Source organism: Methyloversatilis sp. (genome assembly GCF_030696805.1).
GTDB lineage: Bacteria > Pseudomonadota > Gammaproteobacteria > Burkholderiales > Rhodocyclaceae > Methyloversatilis.
Genome location: NZ_JAUYRO010000070.1, coordinates 1 through 17,503 on the forward strand (window position 1 = coordinate 1; position 17,503 = coordinate 17,503).

The 17,503-nt window shown below is 67.2% G+C and carries 18 protein-coding genes; 12 read left to right on the forward strand and 6 right to left on the reverse strand.

Features of this window, described 5'->3' with window-relative positions:
- The 3 genes from Q8R75_RS12220 to Q8R75_RS12230 form a co-directional block, all read left to right on the forward strand.
- Positions 1–714 (forward strand): FAD-dependent oxidoreductase (locus Q8R75_RS12220; protein ID WP_305663677.1); only part of this gene is annotated, 714 nt, incomplete at its 5' end.
- Between the two features lie 16 nt (positions 715–730).
- Entirely contained in the window at positions 731–2,119 is a 1,389-nt protein-coding gene (locus Q8R75_RS12225; RefSeq protein ID WP_305663678.1) for an L-serine ammonia-lyase, read from the forward strand.
- Positions 2,120–2,171: 52 nt separating this feature from the next.
- Complete coding sequence (locus Q8R75_RS12230) at positions 2,172–4,082, forward strand: radical SAM protein (RefSeq protein ID WP_305663679.1); 1,911 nt, start codon at positions 2,172–2,174, stop codon at positions 4,080–4,082.
- 19 nt (positions 4,083–4,101) lie between these two features.
- Here the strand turns inward: Q8R75_RS12230 and Q8R75_RS12235 are convergent, their stop codons facing one another.
- A complete protein-coding gene (locus Q8R75_RS12235; RefSeq protein WP_305614692.1) occupies positions 4,102–5,301 on the reverse strand; it encodes a TolC family protein in 1,200 nt (399 codons plus the stop codon).
- Between the two features lie 214 nt (positions 5,302–5,515).
- Between Q8R75_RS12235 and Q8R75_RS12240 the strand changes: the two genes are divergently transcribed.
- The 3 genes from Q8R75_RS12240 to Q8R75_RS12250 all read left to right on the forward strand — a co-directional run bounded on the left by Q8R75_RS12240 (position 5,516) and on the right by Q8R75_RS12250 (position 8,103).
- A complete protein-coding gene (locus Q8R75_RS12240) occupies positions 5,516–6,187 on the forward strand; it encodes a response regulator (RefSeq protein WP_305614693.1) in 672 nt (223 codons plus the stop codon).
- Positions 6,177–7,562: a sensor histidine kinase gene (locus tag Q8R75_RS12245; RefSeq protein WP_305614694.1), complete on the forward strand. Its 1,386-nt coding sequence runs from the start codon at positions 6,177–6,179 to the stop codon at positions 7,560–7,562. Before Q8R75_RS12240 ends, Q8R75_RS12245 begins: the two co-directional genes overlap by 11 nt.
- 70 nt (positions 7,563–7,632) lie before the next feature.
- Positions 7,633–8,103 (forward strand): DM13 domain-containing protein, encoded by a 471-nt coding sequence (locus Q8R75_RS12250; protein WP_305614695.1) that lies wholly within the window; start codon positions 7,633–7,635, stop codon positions 8,101–8,103.
- A 22-nt stretch (positions 8,104–8,125) separates the two neighbouring features.
- Here Q8R75_RS12250 and Q8R75_RS12255 read toward each other — a convergent pair whose 3' ends face one another.
- A complete protein-coding gene (locus Q8R75_RS12255) occupies positions 8,126–9,445 on the reverse strand; it encodes a short-chain fatty acid transporter (protein WP_305614696.1) in 1,320 nt (439 codons plus the stop codon).
- Between the two features lie 141 nt (positions 9,446–9,586).
- Here Q8R75_RS12255 and Q8R75_RS12260 point away from each other — a divergent pair, with 141 nt between their 5' ends.
- A complete protein-coding gene (locus tag Q8R75_RS12260) occupies positions 9,587–9,934 on the forward strand; it encodes a hypothetical protein (RefSeq protein WP_305614697.1) in 348 nt (115 codons plus the stop codon).
- 33 nt (positions 9,935–9,967) lie between these two features.
- Here the strand turns inward: Q8R75_RS12260 and Q8R75_RS12265 are convergent, their stop codons facing one another.
- The 3 genes from Q8R75_RS12265 to Q8R75_RS12275 all read right to left on the reverse strand — a co-directional run bounded on the left by Q8R75_RS12265 (position 9,968) and on the right by Q8R75_RS12275 (position 12,094).
- Positions 9,968–10,906 (reverse strand): MBL fold metallo-hydrolase, encoded by a 939-nt coding sequence (locus tag Q8R75_RS12265; protein ID WP_305614698.1) that lies wholly within the window; start codon positions 10,904–10,906, stop codon positions 9,968–9,970.
- Between the two features lie 237 nt (positions 10,907–11,143).
- Complete coding sequence (locus Q8R75_RS12270) at positions 11,144–11,656, reverse strand: acyl-CoA thioesterase (RefSeq protein WP_305614699.1); 513 nt, start codon at positions 11,654–11,656, stop codon at positions 11,144–11,146.
- A 72-nt stretch (positions 11,657–11,728) separates the two neighbouring features.
- Positions 11,729–12,094: a hypothetical protein gene (locus Q8R75_RS12275; protein ID WP_305614700.1), complete on the reverse strand. Its 366-nt coding sequence runs from the start codon at positions 12,092–12,094 to the stop codon at positions 11,729–11,731.
- A 208-nt stretch (positions 12,095–12,302) separates the two neighbouring features.
- Between Q8R75_RS12275 and Q8R75_RS12280 the strand changes: the two genes are divergently transcribed.
- Positions 12,303–13,070, forward strand: a complete 768-nt coding sequence (locus Q8R75_RS12280; protein WP_305614701.1) for a BPSS1780 family membrane protein — start codon at positions 12,303–12,305, stop codon at positions 13,068–13,070.
- A gap of 326 nt (positions 13,071–13,396) precedes the next feature.
- Here Q8R75_RS12280 and Q8R75_RS12285 read toward each other — a convergent pair whose 3' ends face one another.
- Entirely contained in the window at positions 13,397–14,839 is a 1,443-nt protein-coding gene (locus Q8R75_RS12285; RefSeq protein ID WP_305626000.1) for a deoxyribodipyrimidine photo-lyase, read from the reverse strand.
- A gap of 87 nt (positions 14,840–14,926) precedes the next feature.
- On the opposite strand from Q8R75_RS12285, the gene Q8R75_RS12290 reads away from it, so the two are divergent.
- From Q8R75_RS12290 to Q8R75_RS12305, 4 genes are read left to right on the forward strand one after another with little or no spacing between them, the layout of a single operon-like run.
- Positions 14,927–15,505 carry a YqgE/AlgH family protein gene (locus Q8R75_RS12290; RefSeq protein WP_257097963.1) on the forward strand — a complete coding sequence of 193 codons (579 nt, stop codon included), beginning with the start codon at positions 14,927–14,929 and terminating at the stop codon, positions 15,503–15,505.
- A complete protein-coding gene (ruvX, locus tag Q8R75_RS12295) occupies positions 15,498–15,944 on the forward strand; it encodes a Holliday junction resolvase RuvX (protein WP_305614031.1) in 447 nt (148 codons plus the stop codon). Before Q8R75_RS12290 ends, ruvX begins: the two co-directional genes overlap by 8 nt.
- The gene (gene pyrR, locus Q8R75_RS12300) at positions 15,931–16,422 is read left to right on the forward strand and encodes a bifunctional pyr operon transcriptional regulator/uracil phosphoribosyltransferase PyrR (RefSeq protein ID WP_305626002.1); all 492 of its coding nucleotides are present in this window, start codon (positions 15,931–15,933) and stop codon (positions 16,420–16,422) included. The genes ruvX and pyrR overlap by 14 nt, the downstream gene beginning before the upstream one ends.
- 2 nt (positions 16,423–16,424) lie before the next feature.
- The gene (locus Q8R75_RS12305; protein ID WP_305663680.1) at positions 16,425–17,387 is read left to right on the forward strand and encodes an aspartate carbamoyltransferase catalytic subunit; all 963 of its coding nucleotides are present in this window, start codon (positions 16,425–16,427) and stop codon (positions 17,385–17,387) included.
- Positions 17,388–17,503 lie beyond the last annotated feature (116 nt).

The window sequence follows — 17,503 nt, forward strand, 5'->3', positions numbered from 1 at the left end:
GGCGGCTTCTACACCGAGAGCGATTCGACCGGCGACATCCACAAGTTCACCGTGGGCCTGGCCGCCGCTGCGCAACGCCTGGGCGTGCGCACGCTCTACGGCCAACAGGTCAAGCGCCTGGTCAGCGACGGCCAACGCGCCAGCGTCACCGCCATCGATGAGCAGGGCGAACAGACCCACGGCTTCGACGCCCTGGTGGTGTGTGCCGGCGTGGGCAGCCGCGAGCTGGCCGCGCAGCTGGGCGACCGCGTCAACGTCTACCCGGTCAAGGGTTATTCCATCACCGTCAACCTGCTGGACGAGCAGAGTCAGCAAGCCGCACCCCACGTGAGCCTGCTGGACGACGAAACCAAGCTGGTGACCAGCCGCCTGGGCGCCGACCGCTTCCGCGTGGCCGGCACGGCCGAGTTCAACGGCTTCAACCGCGACATCCGCGCCGACCGCATCCGCCCACTGGTGGACTGGGTGAACCGGTGTTTCCCCGGCGTCAACACCCGCCAGGTGGTGCCCTGGGCCGGCCTGCGGCCCATGTTGCCCACCATGCTGCCGCGCGTGGGCGCCGGGCAGCGCGCCAACGTGTTCTACAACACCGGCCACGGCCACCTGGGCTGGACGCTGTCTGCCGTGACGGCCGACATGGTGGCCACACACGTGGCACAGTGGCAACAACAACAACGGCCCACGCCAGTGGGTTTGCCCGCTCACGCGGTCTGACAACTCAGGAGCCTCCATGGCCATCTCCGCTTTCGACCTGTTCAAGATCGGCATCGGCCCCAGCAGCTCGCACACCGTGGGGCCCATGCGGGCCGCGCGGCTGTTTGTGCTGGGCCTGCAAACGCAGGGTCTGCTGGCGCAGGTGGCCCGGGTGCACTGCGGGCTGCACGGCTCGCTGGGCGCCACCGGCAAGGGCCACGGCAGCGACACCGCCGTGCTGCTGGGCCTGTGTGGCCACGAGCCCGAAAGTGTGTCCATCGAATCCGTGCCATCGACCGTGGCGGCGATACGCGGCGGCGCGCGCATCTGCCTGCTGGGCCAGCACGAGATCGGCTGGAACGACCGCGAGGACCTGTCCTTCTACCGCCAGCCGCTGCCCTTCCACGCCAACGGCATGCGCCTGCAAGCCTGGGACGCGGCGGGCGCGCTGTTGACCGAGCGCGTCTATTACTCGGTGGGCGGCGGCTTTGTGGTCACCGACGAGTTGGCCGCCGACGGCAGCCGCCAGAAAGCCATCGCGCCCGACGCCACCGCCCTGCCCATCCCCTTCCGCAGTGGCGACGAGCTGCTGCAACGCTGCCACGAACATGGGCTGTCCATCGCCGGCGTGATGCGTGCCAACGAAGCCCATTGGCGCAGCGAAAGCGAAGTGCGCGAGGGCCTGCTGCGCATCTGGCAGGTGATGCAGGCCTGTGTGGTGCGCGGCTGCCAAACAGAGGGTGTGCTGCCGGGCGGCTTCAAGGTCAAGCGCCGCGCGCCGGGCCTCTACACCGACCTGACCACCCACCCCGAAAAAGCCCTGACCGACCCACTGGCCGTGCTCGACTGGGTCAACCTCTACGCGCTGGCCGTGAACGAGGAAAACGCGGCTGGCGGCCGTGTGGTCACGGCACCCACCAACGGCGCGGCCGGCATCGTGCCGGCGGTGCTGCACTACTACCGCCGCTTCGTGCCGGGCGCCACCGACGATGGTGTGGTGGACTTCCTGCTCACCGCTGCGGCCATCGGCATCCTCTACAAGGAAAACGCCAGCATCAGCGGCGCCGAGGTGGGCTGCCAGGGCGAGGTGGGCGTGGCCTGCTCCATGGCCGCAGCCGCCCTTTGCGCGGTGATGGGCGGCACACCCGAGCAGGTGGAAAACGCCGCCGAGATCGGCATGGAACACCACCTGGGCCTGACCTGCGACCCGGTGGGCGGCCTGGTGCAAATCCCCTGCATCGAACGCAATGCCATCGCCTCGGTCAAGGCCATCAGCGCCGCGCGCATGGCGCTGCGCGGCGACGGCACCCACTTCGTCAGCCTCGACAAAGTCATCAAGACCATGCGCGAGACCGGCGCCGACATGAAGACCAAATACAAGGAAACGGCACGCGGCGGCCTGGCGGTGAACATCGTCGAATGCTGAGGTGGCGCGTCCTGGGCTAAGCTCGCAGGCTTCATTCCTTTCCCACGCGCGCATGGCCACCGATTTCCGCGTGCTGAGCCTCATCCCGCCGATGACGCAGCTCAACACGCCCTACCCCTCCACCGCCTACCTCACCGGCTTTCTGCGCTCGCGCGACATCAGCGCGGCGCAGGAAGACCTGGCGTTGGCGCTGGTGCTCAAGCTGTTCACGCCGGCCGGATTGGACGCCGTGCGCGACGAGGCGCTGACCTTGGCTGACGCCGAACGCACGGGCAGCGTGCACGCCTTTCTCGACCAGTTTGCCCTCTACCGCAGCACCATCACCCCGGTCATCGCCTTTCTTCAAGGCCGCGACTCGACCCTGGCCCACCGCATTGCCGCGCGTGGCTTGCTGCCTGAAGGGCCGCGTTTTGCCGCGCTGGACGCCTACGCCGGCTCGGACATGGACGACGGCAGCGGCGACCCGCTGAGCTGGGCTTTTGGCGCCCTGGGCGTGCAGGACAAGGCGCGCCACCTTTGCACCCTGTTTCTCAACGACCTGGCCGACGTGTTGCGCGACACGGTGGACGGCCGCTTCGAGTTCGTGCGCTACGCCGAATCGCTGGCCGCCAGCCAGCCCAGCTTCGACCCGCTGGCCCAGGCGCTGGCCGCCCCGCCCACACTGGTGGACAGGCTGCTGCGCGACCTCACCCTGGCCGCCATAGAGCGGCACCGGCCGCAACTGGTGCTGCTGTCCGTGCCCTTTCCCGGTTCTGTCTACGCGGCATTCCGCATCGCTCAGGCCATCAAGGCGCACGACCCGTCCATCCACATCGCCCTGGGCGGCGGTTTCGTCAACACCGAGCTGCGCGAACTGAGCGACCCGCGCGTGTTCGACTTTGTGGATTTCGTGACGCTGGACGCGGGCGAGCGGCCGGTGCTGTCGCTGATCGAGCACCTGCGGGGCCAACGCGGGCGACAGCGGCTGCAGCGCACGTTCACCCGCAACGACAGTGGCGCGGTGCAGTACATCAACCTCGCCGAGCCCGACATCCCCTTCGAGGACGTGGGCACACCCACCTGGGACGGCCTGCCGCTGGACCGCTACCTGAGCCTGCTCGACATGCTCAACCCCATGCACCGGCTCTGGAGCGACGGGCGCTGGAACAAACTCACCGTGGCCCACGGCTGCTACTGGAAAAAATGCAGCTTCTGCGACGTCAGCCTCGATTACATCGGCCGCTACGAGACGGCCACCGCGCACAAGCTGGCCGACCGCATCCAGCAGATCGTGGAGGAAACCGGCCAGACCGGCTTTCACTTCGTGGACGAAGCCGCGCCGCCCAAAGCCCTCAAGGCCCTGGCCGAAGAGCTGATCCGGCGCCAGCTCAACATCTCGTGGTGGGGCAACATCCGGTTTGAGAAAACCTTCACGCCCGAGCTGGCCGAACTGCTGGCACAAAGTGGCTGCATCGCCATGAGCGGCGGCCTGGAGGTGGCCAGCGACCGCCTGCTGGGGCTGATGAAAAAAGGCGTGTCGGTCGAGCAGGTGGCGCGCGTCACCAAGGGCTTCTCGGACGCCGGCATCCTGGTGCATGCCTACCTGATGTACGGCTTCCCCACCCAGACACTCCAGGACACGGTGGACGCGCTCGAATACGTGCGTCAGCTGTTCGCCGCCGGCTGCATACAGTCCGGCTTCTTCCACCGCTTTGTGTGCACCGTGCATTCGCCGGTCGGCCTCGATCCGGAAGAATACGGCGTCACGCTGCTGCCATTGCCGCCGGTGACCTTTGCGAAGAACGACGTCGGTTTCGTTGATCCGGTCGGTACCGACCACGACACGCTGGGTATCGCACTCAACAAGGCGCTGTACAACTATATGCATGGCATCGGGCTGGACGAGGATGTGCGCAGCTGGTTCGCCGACCGCACGCCCAAGGCGCGCGTGCCGCGGCATTTCATCGAGCGGGCGCTGGGCTGACCTGCGACGCGGGGCGAATTCAGTCGGCGAGACGGGACAGTTCGCCGCGCGCCACCAGGAGACGCAGCTGTGCGCGCACCAGTCCCGCTTCGAGGTCGATGCGGCGCAAGCGTGCCCGCTGCTGGGTGCGCACCGCGTCAAGCACATCGGCCAGACTGGTGTGAGCCTCCGCATAGGCGTCTCCGGCAAGCTGCGACAGTGCTGCCAGGCGCGGCGCCACCTCGGCGTCAAACGAGCCGAGCGCAGCCAGTCGCAGGTCCACTTCGGTCTGCTGGCTGCGGATATCCGTATCGGTTTCGACTTCGAGCAGCTGGCGGCGCAGTCGCGCACCTGCCGCGACGGCGCTGGCACGGTCGACGGCGCCGCTGCGCGAATCGAAGATGGGCAGCTCGACCGACAGCCCCACGCCATCTGCAGTGCCGTAGGGGTCGTGGGTCCAGCTGCGAACAAGCGCAACCGACACCTGCGGGAAGCGTTCGGCACGCGCTGAGCGGATCGCGGCCTGAGCGGCTGATTCGTCGAGTCGGGCGGCGCGGATGGCCAGATGTTCGGCCGGCGCCCGAGCGTCGGCCGGTGGTGCGAGTGGCTGCAGCGGTTCGACGACAACGCTGCGCCAGTCGTCGATGTCCAGCATGTCGGCCAGGCGCTGCTGTGCGGCCGCCAATTCGGCATCGGCGGCCGACAGCTCGGCCCGCCAGTCGGCGGATTCGAAGTCGAGCCGGAAATTCCGGTAGGCCTGAGCCCGGCTGTCGGTCAGGCGCAGGCGCGCGGACAGCTGCGCGAGCCTACTTTCCGCATCGAGCACGGCGGCGCGCCTGGCCTGGGCAGCCTGCAAGGCGACAAATGCCAGACCCGCTTCGGAGGCACGTTCCAGCCGGGCGACGGCCTTGCGCGCGTGGGCCGCATCGAGCGCGCTGTTTGCGGCGTCGATCCGCGCCCCGCGTTTGCCGCCGAGCAGCAGAGGCAGCTCGACGGCCACATCCTGCTGGCGCGATCCGTCGAACATGGTGCTCGCGCGACCGGGGCGCAGCTGACCGTAGCTCACGACCGGATTCGGCCAGGCGCGCGCGCTGCGCTGATCCGCCTCGACCACTGCGACTGCGGCCGAATCAAGCGCGCTGCGCAATTCGGCATCACGTGCCATGCGCAGCGTGGTGCGCAGATCGAGCGGCGCGGTGGCGGCCAGCGCGCCGGATGCCGACAGCGCAAGTGCCAGCATGACGGCCGCCACGACTGCGCGTGCGCGCTGCAGGGTCGAATCGGTTGTTGCGAAGGCTGAAGGCGATGGGACTGCGATGGTGTTCAATGCCTGAGGTGTGACACACATGAAGAACCCGAGGCTAGCCGCCGAGGCCTTACAAAGTTCTTTCAGCGGATCATCCTGCGTCGTTGCAAGCAGTGGCGACGACTGGCGGATCCGATACGGGAGGGTTATGCGCGTACTGGTAGTGGAAGACGACGGCGCATTGCGCAGTACGCTCACCCACGCACTCAAGCTGTCCGGCTACGCCGTGGACGCGGTCGGCGATGGCTGCAGTGCGCTCGCCGCGCTGCAGGTGAGCGACTATGCGCTGATGGTGCTCGACCTGGGCCTGCCCGACACCGACGGCATGCGCCTGCTGGCCCAGCTGCGCGAGCGCGGCAACCGCACGCCGGTATTGGTGCTGTCGGCGCGCGACAGTGTCGATCAGCGCGTTCAGGGGCTGCGCCATGGCGCCGACGATTACCTGACGAAGCCCTTCGCACTGCCGGAACTGGAAGCGCGCATCGCCGCACTGATCCGCCGGACCGGTGGCAGCGCCAGTCGCCTGATCCACGGTGCGCTGGAGTTCGACCCGGCGACCCGTCAGGCCAGTGCCGGCGGTACCCCGCTAGAGCTGTCTGCGCGTGAAGCCGCGATACTCGATGCACTGATGCAGCGTGCCGGCGAGGCGGTCATCAAGTCGCGTCTGGTGCGCAAGCTGAGCGACTGGGACAGCGAACTGGGCGTGAACGCGATCGAGGTCTATATCCACCGCCTGCGGCGCAAGCTCGAACCGCATGGCATCCGCATCCGCACCCTGCACGGCCTGGGCTATCTGCTGGAGAAGCCGGATGCGCCCTGAACGTACCCCGCTCAGGCAGCGTCTTCTGCGCTGGCTGCTGCCACCGGTGCTCGCGCTGACCGCACTGTGGATCTGGGCTACCCACGGCATCGTGCTGCACTTCGCCAATCTGGCTTACGACCGCGCACTGGAAGACACGGTGCGAACGCTGGCCGGACGCATTCGTCCGGCGCATGGCGGCGTCGCTGTCGATCTGCCGCCGGCTGCACGGCAGATGCTGGTGTTCGACGAGATCGATACCGTCTATTTCAGCGTCACTGATCGCACTGGTCGTGCGTTGGCCGGCAGTCATGTCCTGCCCGGCAATCCGGCCGACTCCGGCCGCGGCACCGTCATCTACGACGGCAGCGTGGAAGGGCAACGGGTTCGCCTCGCCCAGTTCGTGGTGCGCGGCGAACAGCCGGATCAGGACCTGTTCGTGCGCGTCGCCGAAACGCTGAAGAAACGCGAAGTGATGGCGCAGGAAGCCACCGCGTACATGCTCGCGCCGCAGGCCGTGTTCGTGGCCGGCCTGATCCTGCTGCTCTGGTACGGCGTGGGCAGGGGCATTGCGCCCCTGCATCGCATCAGTCGCTCGATTGCCCAGCGCAGCCACGCCGATCTCGGACCGATCGACGAAACCGACCTGCCGGCGGAAGTGTATGACCAGGTCCATGTGATCAATGAGCTGATGGCCCGGCTGGGTCGCACGATCGATGCCCAGCGACGCTTCATTGCCGATGCAACCCATCAGCTGCGTACGCCGGTCACCGTGCTGCGGACCCTGGCCGAGCTGGCCTTGCGCACGCCCGACGGGGCGCAGCGCGAGCAGGTGATGCGCGATCTGGAGGCAGCCAGTGCGCGCTTGTCGCGCGTGGCGAATCAGTTGCTCAACCTCAGCCGGGCGGAAGCCGGTGCAGCGGTGGCGCGCGATCCGATAGACCTGCGCGAACTGGTCGAGGATGTGGTCGCCGCAGCGATTCCGACTGCCGTCGCCTGCGGCACCGACGTGCGGATGGAAGCCGCGTCCGAACTGCCCCTGCTGCACGGCGACCGCGTGCTGCTGCCGGAAATGCTGGCGAACATCATCGACAACGCATTGCGCTACACCCCGTCGGGCGGCGCGGTGCTCATCCGGGCCGACACGCACGAAAAAGGTGCGCTGATCAGCGTCCGCGACAGCGGCCCGGGCATCGCACCGGCCCAGCGAACGCTCGTGCTCGGGCGCTTCGGCCGGGGCAAGGGCGAGCGCCGGGAGGGCAGCGGTCTGGGGCTCGCCATTGCGCGCGAAATCGCGCTCGCCCATGGTGGTCGCCTCGACCTGCTGGACTGCGCGACACTCGGCGGCCTGCGGGTGGACATCTTTCTGCCGAGCCCGACGTCAGGCGGCGCCTGACAGCAATCGACCGCGCGTCCGGCCCTTCACGGCTATCCCTCTGCGTCCTGTCGCGTTACGCTCCGAGCCCATGAAACCAGCCGTCCTTCTCGTCGCCTCCCATGCCGCCGTGCTCGGCATCGGTTTCGCGTTGGGCATCTACGCCCTGCCCATCCTGACCGCACCTACGCCGCCGACCGCGGCCGAAGCCGCTTCGGCCGCGGTCGGTGCGATGTTCACCGGCGAGTTCCGGCGCGACCTGAAGGACAGCGACCTGCTGCACTGGGGCGAAGGCACGGTGTCGATCGGGCGCGAGCGCATTGCGCTGACCGGCCGACTGGCGCCCGGGCCCGACTACAAGCTCTACCTGTCGCCGGAATTCGTAGAGACCGAAGCCGACTTTGCGCGCCTGAAGCCGGTCATGGCGCGCGTGGGCGACGTGCGCACCTTCGACAACTTCGTCGTTGAGGTCGCGCCATCGATCGACGTCGCGCGCTACACGACGGTCATCGTGTGGTGCGAAACCTTCGGCCAGTTCATCACCGCCGCCCGCTATCGCTGATGACAACGGACCCCGGGATTCGTCACGGCACGAAGGTCAGCCCGAGGCCGATCACCACGCCGGACATGAGCAGCGTGATCAGGCAGTAGCCCATGATGTCCTTCGCGCGCAGACCGGCGATGGCCAGCGCGGGCAGGGCCCAGAAGGGCTGGATCAGGTTGGTCCATGCGTCGCCCCAGGCCACCGCCATTGCCACGCGCGGCAGATCGGCGCCCAGATCGGCAGCCGCCTCGATCATGATCGGCCCCTGTACCGCCCACTGACCCCCGCCGGACGGCACGAAGATGTTCACCAGTCCGGCGCCGAGAAAGGCAAACAACGGCAGCGTGGCATCGGTCGATACGGCGACGAACAGGTTCGACAGGGTGACCGCAAGCCCCGAGCCGACGATCATGCCCATCAGGCCGGCATAGAACGGAAACTGCACGATGATGCCGCCAGCGCCGCGCGCGGCGTCGCCGATTGCTGCCAGAAAGCGGCTGGGTCGGCCGTGCAGCATGATGCCGAGGAACAGGAACATGAAATTGACGATGTTCAGGTTCAGCGTACCGGCGCTGACCAGGAAGTAGTAGCCGGAGAACACCAGGCCCATGATGCCGACCGACTGCGCCAGCAGGATGCTGTTGTCGAGCCGCGCGGCGGGCGTGTCGGTGGTGGTGTCGGGCACGAATTCGACTTCCACCAGCAGCGCAGGATCGACCTGCACCGTGTCTTCGGGGCGCGGCATCATCAGCCGGTTCAGGATCGGCACGCAGACGAACAGCGCAAGCACGATGACCAGGTTGAAGGTCGAGAAGATCGTGTCGCCGGTGGCGATGACGCCGGTGCGGGCGGCGAGGAAGTGGTCGGCGGTGGCGAGCGTGAGCGGTACCGAGCCCGACAGGCCGCCATGCCAGATGACGAATCCGCTGTAGGCGCTGGCGATCAGCAGTCGGTAGTCGACGCCGGCCACGCCACGCGCCAGCTGGCGCGCAAACATCGCGCCGATGACCAGACCGAAACCCCAGTTGAACCAGCTCGCCACCAGCGACACCACGCTCACCAGCAGGATGGCCTGCCCCGGCGTGTGCGCCAGCTTTGCGATGGCCTCGAGAATGCGGCGGAAGAACGGCGTCGTCGCCAGCACCCAGCCGGTTACCAGTATCAGCACCATCTGCATCGAGAATTGCAGCAGGTTCCAGAAACCCTTGCCCCAGTGCTCGAGCATCGCCACCGGTGACTGTCCTTCGACTGCGATGCCGGCGGCGAACACCAGCAGTGTCAGCAGCAGCACGAGCACGAAGGGGTCGGGCAGCCATCTTTCGACCAGCCGGACGGACAGCGACGTGACACGTTGCAGCATGGGAGTCTCCTGTTTATATTTTTAGTGCCGGCTTTCGACAGCAGGCGAACGGCGTGCGCGGACGTGCCGCGCAGCGCGAGGATAGCCCAGCCGCCACCGGTGTGACGTCGGGGCCAACGCTACCGGAGAGGAGCACGATGCATGAACCCCATGACCTGGTCGAATACCGAGAAGAAGATCGCGCGACAGGCTTTCGGCACGGCGCTGTCGCGCGAAGAGGCATCGCTGCTGGCGGATTTCAAGGCGCGCGCCGCGGCGGCTGCGACGCAGCAAGACATGTGGGCGGTCTACATGTTTCTGGCCGAGCGGGACGGCTACATGGGCAGGAAGTACGAATTCCGCTATTCGGAACTGATTTCGCTGTTCGTGCTGCTGCGCGCGGAGGGCTGGCTGGACGAAGCCGATCTGGCGGGTTTGCGCGACGACAAGCTGACGATGATCCGCGAGGGGTGCGCGCGCTGGCAGCGTGATTTCGAGCGCGACGCCTGAAGGCCGCGTTACTCGGCCTTCAGGCGCGCGCCATCAGGCCTGTGCGGTGTCCAGCCACACCTCCAGGCCCTGCGCGTTGAGTTCGATGTCGAGCCCCCACACGGCCATCGCCTCGTCACGCGTGAGCGGGCTGCCGTGGGCGCGCAGTTCGTCCATCAGATAGGCGGTCAGCGCGGCCAGCAGCGCCTGTTTGCGGCCGTCACCTGCACTGGCGGCCGCCCGGGCGATCGCTACGTGGGCGTCGATGCGCGACAGCAGCGCCCGGCCCAGCGTCGGTACGCCGGTGACCTTGCCGTAGTGGGTCAGGAACATCGCCTCCGGCTGCCGCGACAGCAGACGCTCGACCGACGCGCGCATCGCGACCGGATCGAACTGCACTGGCGACGTGGTCGGGAAGACGAAGGCGCGGCCATCGACCGTGCATTCCGGATAGGCCAGACCGAAGGTGTCGCCGGTGAACCAGCTTCGCGAGCGCGCGTCCCAGATGCAGTGGTGATGTTTTGCGTGGCCCGGGGTGTCGATGAATTCGAGCGCGCGGCCGTTGAAGTCGAGCACGTAACCGTCATGCGTTTCGATCACGCGCGCCGCGTCGACCGGCAGGATGTCGCCATACATGTCGGCCATGGCTGCGGCGCCATACACCTCGGTCGCGCCAGCGACCAGTTTCGACGGGTCGATCATGTGGCGCGCACCGCGCGGATGCACCACCAGCTGTGCATCCGGAAAGGCGCGCATCGCGGCACCGGCGCCACTGGCGTGGTCCAGATGCACATGAGTCAGGATGATGTAGCGCAGCTGCCCGGCGGCGATGCCCTTGTGCGCCAGCGCCGTCTGCACATTGGCCAGCGAATGGCCGGTGCCGCAGTCGACCAGCGCCGCCTGGTCACCGGCGCGCAGCAGGTGGATGGAGGCCATGCCGTGGCGGATGAGTGCTGCGTCGATGGCGGATATGTCGTGCTCGTAATCAAACATCCTGAATACCTCAATTGACCGCTTGAAACATCGATGCAAGACAGTGCCCTTGCAACGTTCCTGCCTTTGCCCGGTCTTCACCCTCCGGGTGAGAGCGCTTCGCCGCCCTGTGCACGGCCGGCGGGGTGCCCGGCTGCGTTGCTCGTCCTTGCAGGGAGCCATCCTGCCGCGTCCTCGTGCCTTGCCGTACACCCCGCCAACCATACCCACGGCGTCGATCAACTGAGGTTTTCAGGATCATTCATTCTCCTCGCCGGCTTTCGCCTGTTCGGCCTGCATCAGTTCATGGAAGCGCTGGTCGAATTCGAGCCGCATCTGCCGGCGCACCTTTGCGGCGGTCTGGCGCCGCCGCTGGTCCGGCGTGGCCGGCTCAAGCTGCGGTACGCGGCACGGGCGGCGCGCCTCGTCCATCGCGACCATGGTCAGGTAGCAGGTGTTGGTGTGACGCGTTGTATGTTCGCGGATGTTTTCCGTCATCACCTTGACGCCGACTTCCATCGACGTCGTGCCGGTGAAGTTGACCGACGCGAGAAAGGTGACCAGTTCGCCGACGTGGATCGGGCTGCGGAAGATGACCTGATCGACCGACAGCGTCACCACATAGGTCTGCGCGAAACGCGCGGCGCAGGCGTAGGCCACCTGATCGAGCAGCTTGAGCAGCGATCCACCGTGCACATTGCCGGAGAAGTTCGCCATGTCGGGCGTCATCAGCACCGTCATGGTCAGTTCGTGTTTTGGAAATTCGGTCATCGTGGAAGGCGCCGGCCGCGGCCGGTGAGTCGTGAGGTGGAAGGAATCGCCGCGGGGGAGGGCGGCGGCGGATCAGCGGTCCTGTTCGATGCGCCAGCCGGGCTGACGGTAGTCGCGTATGTTGCCGTACGGCGCGGTGGGATACACGCTGGTGCCGTAGGCATCTTCCTCGATGCGCACGCCGGGCCGCGAATAGTCGCGGATCTGCGTGCCACGCAGCGTCGGATAGATGTGGGTCGCGCGGCTGCGCGCATTCGGCCGGATCAGGTCGCGCGGATGCTGGCCTATCATGCCGCCCGGTCCGGCACCGCCGATGCCGGTGCCCTGACCGTAGGGGTCGCCGCCGATCGGCGTGGTGGGCACGTGGCCCATGCCGCCGGCCAGCGCGGCGGACGCTGTCAGCAGCGCCGACACGGCGCACAGGGTGGTCAGTTTCATCAAGGTCTCCCGGAGGTGCGCGACACGACAGACACGCTGCGGCGTCGCTGAACACTTCTGAAGTCTAGTGGAACATGCGCCGCGCGCTCGTTACAAGCGCGCGCGTCGTGTGAGGTGTTGCCGGCGCAGCGCGCAGGTTGTGGACGGCATGCGACAACCCGCGCATTCGATGCGCGACCTGACGCGCGAATGTGGAATCATGCAAAGCATGAACAGTTCAGGCCACAACCCCTTCGAGCCGGCGCCGCAACCGGTCGCAATACCGGACGTCATGGCGCCCGAATCGCGCGGCCTGCCGGCCGGCCGCGGTCTGGAATGGCTGCGCCAGGGCTGGCAATGTTTCCTGGTGTCGCCCGGCTTGTGGATCGTCATCACCGTCATCTGGACGGTAGTGCTGGTCGCGCTCAACGTGGTGCCGCTGTTCGGCACCATCGCCGCAACGCTGCTGGCGATGGTCATGATGGGCGGCGTCATGCAGGGATGCCGGGCGCTGTCGCGTGGAGAACCGCTCGAGCTGGCGCATCTGTGGGCGGGCTTCGGAGAGCGGGTCAATCCTCTGCTCGCGCTGGGCGGCTGGTATCTGGGCGCGATGCTGGCGGTGACGCTGTTCGTATTGCTGATGTCGGCCATCGTCGCCGGGCTGGCCGGGCTCGCTGCATTCGCCGCGCTCCTAGTCGTGTCGGCCGCGACCCCGCTGCTGCTGGTGATTGCGGTGATGCTGATGGCGCCGGTACTGATGGCCGTGTGGTTCGCGCCCGCGCTGGTGATGTTCCATCGCATGACCGCCATCGACGCGATGCGCACCAGCTTCTACGCCTGCCTGCGCAATGCCCCGGCCTTTCTGGTGTTCGCGCTGATCTACATCGTGCTGGTCGTGCTGGCATCGATTCCTGCCATGCTGGGCTGGCTGGTGCTGCTGCCGGTCACCTTCGGCGCGATCTACGCGAGCTATCGCGACGTGTTCCGGCAGGACTGAGGCATCGTTTCCGGGCTTTCCATGGACAGCGGGCTGGCAGTTGGCGACCAGCCCGCTAGAGGTTTCGGTATCGAGAGGGGGTGTTGGGCATCGCTGCGCTCACCCCAACCTACTTGCCACACTCTGTAGGTTGGGGTGAGCGCCGTGCCGCCCAACAAGCCCCGCGACCAGCGGACCCCGTAGGTTGGGGTGAGCGCAGCGATGCCCAACAAGCACCCGCGCCAAGTCACCCGTAGGTTGGGGTGAGCGCAGCGATGCCCAACAAGCACCCGCGCCAAGTCACCCGTAGGTTGGGGTGAGCGCAGCGATGCCCAACGCCGCCGCCGCTACGCCACGCCCCCCTTCACCGCCTTGAACCGCTCCAGCGTTGCCTCGCGTGCCGCCGCGTGATCCACCACCGGCGCCGGATAGTCGCGGCCGATCACGCAGCCGGCCATCTGCTGTTCCAGCGACGTCGCCAGCCAGGGCGCGTGGATGCGCTTGCGGTCGAATTTCGCCAGTTCCGGGCAGTAGCGGCGGATGAACTGGCCGTCGGCGTCGAACTTCTCCGACTGCGTGACCGGGTTGAAAATGCGGAACCACGGCTGGGCGTCGCAGCCGGTCGACGCCGCCCACTGCCAGCCGCCGTTGTTGGCCGCCAGATCGAAGTCGTTCAGCGTACGCGCGAACCAGTGCTCGCCGCGCCGCCAGGAAATGCCCAGGTCCTTGGTCAGGAAGGACGCGCTGACCATGCGCAGCCGGTTGTGCATGTAGCCGGTCTGCGCCAGCTGGCGCTGCGCCGCATCGACCAGCGGATAACCGGTGCGGCCTTCGCACCACGCGGTGAAGCGCGCGTCGTCGTCCACCCAGCGCACGGCGTCGAATTCGGGCCGGAAGCTGCCGTTTAGCACGTGCGGGTTGTGCCACAGGATCTGGAAGTAGAAATCGCGCCAGATCAGTTCGTTCAGCCAGCCTTCGGCGCCCGCGCCACCGCGCGCATGCGCTTCGCGCGCCAGCCGGCGCACCGATATCGTGCCGAAGCGCAGATGCACCGACAGATAGCTCGGTCCCTTGGTCGCCGGAAAGTCGCGCGTCTGCTTGTAGCGGTCGATGCGGTCGAGAAATTCGTCGAACAGCGTTTCGGCGCCGGACGCCCCGGTGGGCAGTTTCAGCGTCGCCAGATTGGTCGGCTCGAACCCCATGTCCGCCAGCGACGGAATGGCGGTGGTCCGCGCCGCGGCGAATGCGGCCGCGTGACGGCGTACCGGATAGGCCTGAAGCTGGTACGACGTGAGCTTCTTCAGCCAGGCGTTCTTGTACGGGGTGAATACCGAGAACGGCTTGTGCGCCAGCGTCAGCACTTCGTCGCACTCGAAAATGACCTGATCCTTGTACTGCTCGAAGCCGATGCCGTGGCGCGCCAGTTCGGCGCCGACCTCGCCGTCGCGCCGCTGCGCCGCGGGCTCGTAGTCACGGTTGCAGACCACGGTGTCCACGCCCAGCTCGCGCGCCAGCGCGGGCACCAGTTCGCGCGCGCGACCGTGGCGCACGATGAGGCCGCCACCGAGGTCGCGCAGGGCCGCATCCAGCTCCACGATGGCGGCGTGGATGAATTCGACCCGCCGGTCGGCGCGCCAGCCTTCGCGCAGCAGTTCGTCCAGTATTTCGGTGTCGAACACGAATGCGCACCACACCGGGCCGCCTTCGCGCAGCGCGTGATACAGCGCGGCGTGGTCATCCACCCGCAGGTCGCGACGGAACCACACCAGCCGGGACGAACTCTTTGCCACTTCCACCTCCACGATCCGATCGCGTTTTCGAGTCGCGAGGGTCGCACAGGTTCTGCGACAAACGCACAACACGGATAAAATCCCGCCATGCACGCGCACGCACCGACTTCCACGGTCAATCTCACCGGCCACTTCCTGATCGCCATGCCCGCCATGGCCGACAAGAATTTCGCCCGCACGCTCACGCTGGTGTGCGAGCACAACGATCAGGGCGCGCTCGGCGTCATCGTGAACCGGCCGATCGACATGTCGCTCGAAGACCTGTTCGAGCGCATCGAACTCACGCTCGAATCGCCGCGCTTCCAGGGCCAGCCGGTCTATTTCGGCGGCCCGGTGCAGACCGATCGTGGCTTCGTGCTGCACCGCCCGGTCGGCGAATGGCAATCCACCATCGATGTCGGCAATGGCCTCGGACTGACCTCGTCGCGCGACGTGCTGCAGGCACTGGGCAGCGAAATCGAGCCGGACGACGTGCTGGTCACGCTCGGCTATGCCGGCTGGCAGGCCGGTCAGATCGAATGGGAAATGGCGCAGAACGCCTGGCTCACGGTGCGCGCCGACAGCGGCATCATCTTCGACCTGCCGCCGGAAGAACGTCTGGTCGCCGCGATGCAGCTGCTCGGCGTCGATTTCGCGTCGCTGTCCGACGTGGCCGGGCATGCCTGAACCGGGTGGTCTTCCTGCGCGCGGTACCGTGCTGGCGTTCGACTTCGGCGAAAAGCGCATTGGTGTTGCCGTGGGCGAATGCGAACTGCGCAGTGCCAGCCCGCTACTCACCTTCGATGCCGAAACCAATGACGCCCGCTGGTCGGCCGTCGGTCGGCTGCTCGACGAGTGGAAGCCGGTCACGCTGGTGGTCGGCCTGCCGCTGTCACCCGACGGCGTGCCGCACGACATGACGGCGCGCGCCGAGCGCTTCGCGCGCCAGCTCGAAGGGCGCTTCCGCCTGCCGGTGGTGCTGCAGGACGAGCGCTACACCTCGGCCGAAGCGGACAGCCAGCTGCGCGACGAAGGCGGCATGCGCGACTGGCGCAGCCGCAAGCAGAAACTGGACGCACACGCGGCCCAGCTCATCCTCAAGGACTATTTCGATGTCACTGCCTGACGCAGAACACCTGCTGGTCGTGCTGGCCGACCAGATTCGCCCGCGGGTCGGCGCCGACACGGCGCTGGTCGGCCTGCATACCGGCGGCGTGTGGCTGGCGCAACGACTGCACGCCCTGCTCGGTCTGATGCAGCCGGCTGGCTCGCTCGACGTGAGCTTCTATCGCGACGACTACGCCAAGCGCGGTCTGGCGCGCGACACGCGTTCGTCGTCGCTGCCCTTCGAGGTCGAGGGCCGGCATCTGATACTGGTCGACGACGTGCTGCACACCGGCCGCACGGTACGCGCCGCGCTGAACGAACTGTTCGATTACGGCCGTCCGCTGCGGGTCGAACTGGCCGTGCTGGTCGATCGCGGCGGGCGCGAACTGCCGGTGGCGCCGACCTACTGCGCCGCGACGCTCGACCTGCCGCCCGGACAGCGCGTGAAACTGGCGCAGGACGGCGACACCCTCTCGCTGCGACTGACCGGGAGCTGACCATGGCGCGCAACCCGCAACTGAACCGGCACGGCGAACTGCAGCACCTGCTGACCACGGAAGGCCTGCCGCGCGACGTCATCACGCGCATTCTCGATACGGCCGAGCCGTTCACGGTGGTGGCCGAACGCGAGGTGAAGAAGCTGCCGCTGCTGCGCGGCAAAAGCGTGTTCAACCTGTTTTTCGAGAACAGCACGCGCACCCGCACCACCTTCGAAATCGCCGCCAAGCGCCTGTCGGCCGATGTGATCAACCTGAACATCGCGACCAGCTCGACCAACAAGGGCGAAACCCTGCTCGACACGGTGGACAACCTTGCCGCGATGCAGGCCGACATGTTCGTCGTACGCCACGCCTCCAGCGGCGCGCCCTACCTGATCGCCCAGCACCTCGAAGCGACCGGCCGCGACCACATTCACGTGATCAACGCCGGCGACGGGCGGCACGCGCACCCGACGCAGGGCCTGCTCGACATGTACACCATCCGCCACTACAAGCGCGACTTCACGCAGCTGTCGGTGGCGGTCGTCGGCGACATCCTGCATTCGCGCGTGGCGCGCAGCCAGATCCACGCACTGACCACGCTGGGCGTGCCCGACCTGCGGGCCATCGCACCGAAAACGCTGCTGCCGGCCGATATCGACCGGCTCGGCTGTCGTGTCTTCCACGACATGGCCGAAGGCCTGCGCGGCGTCGATGTCGTGATGATGCTGCGGCTGCAGAACGAACGCATGCAGGGTTCGCTGCTGCCCAGCCCGCAGGAATATTTCAAGTTCTTCGGCCTGACGCAGGAAAAACTCGCGCTGGCCAAGCCGGACGCCATCGTGCTCCATCCGGGGCCGATGAACCGCGGCGTCGAGATCGACTCGGCGGTGGCCGACGGCAGGCAGGCCGTCATCCTGCCGCAGGTCACTTTCGGCATCGCGGTACGGATGGCGGTGATGGCCATGCTGGCAGGAAACTGAGATGAAGATACATATCCGCAACGGCCGGCTCATCGACCCGGCGAGCAAGACCGACAAGGCGCTCGACCTGTTCGTCGGCGCCGGACGCATAGTTGGCGTTGGCACCCCGCCGCCGG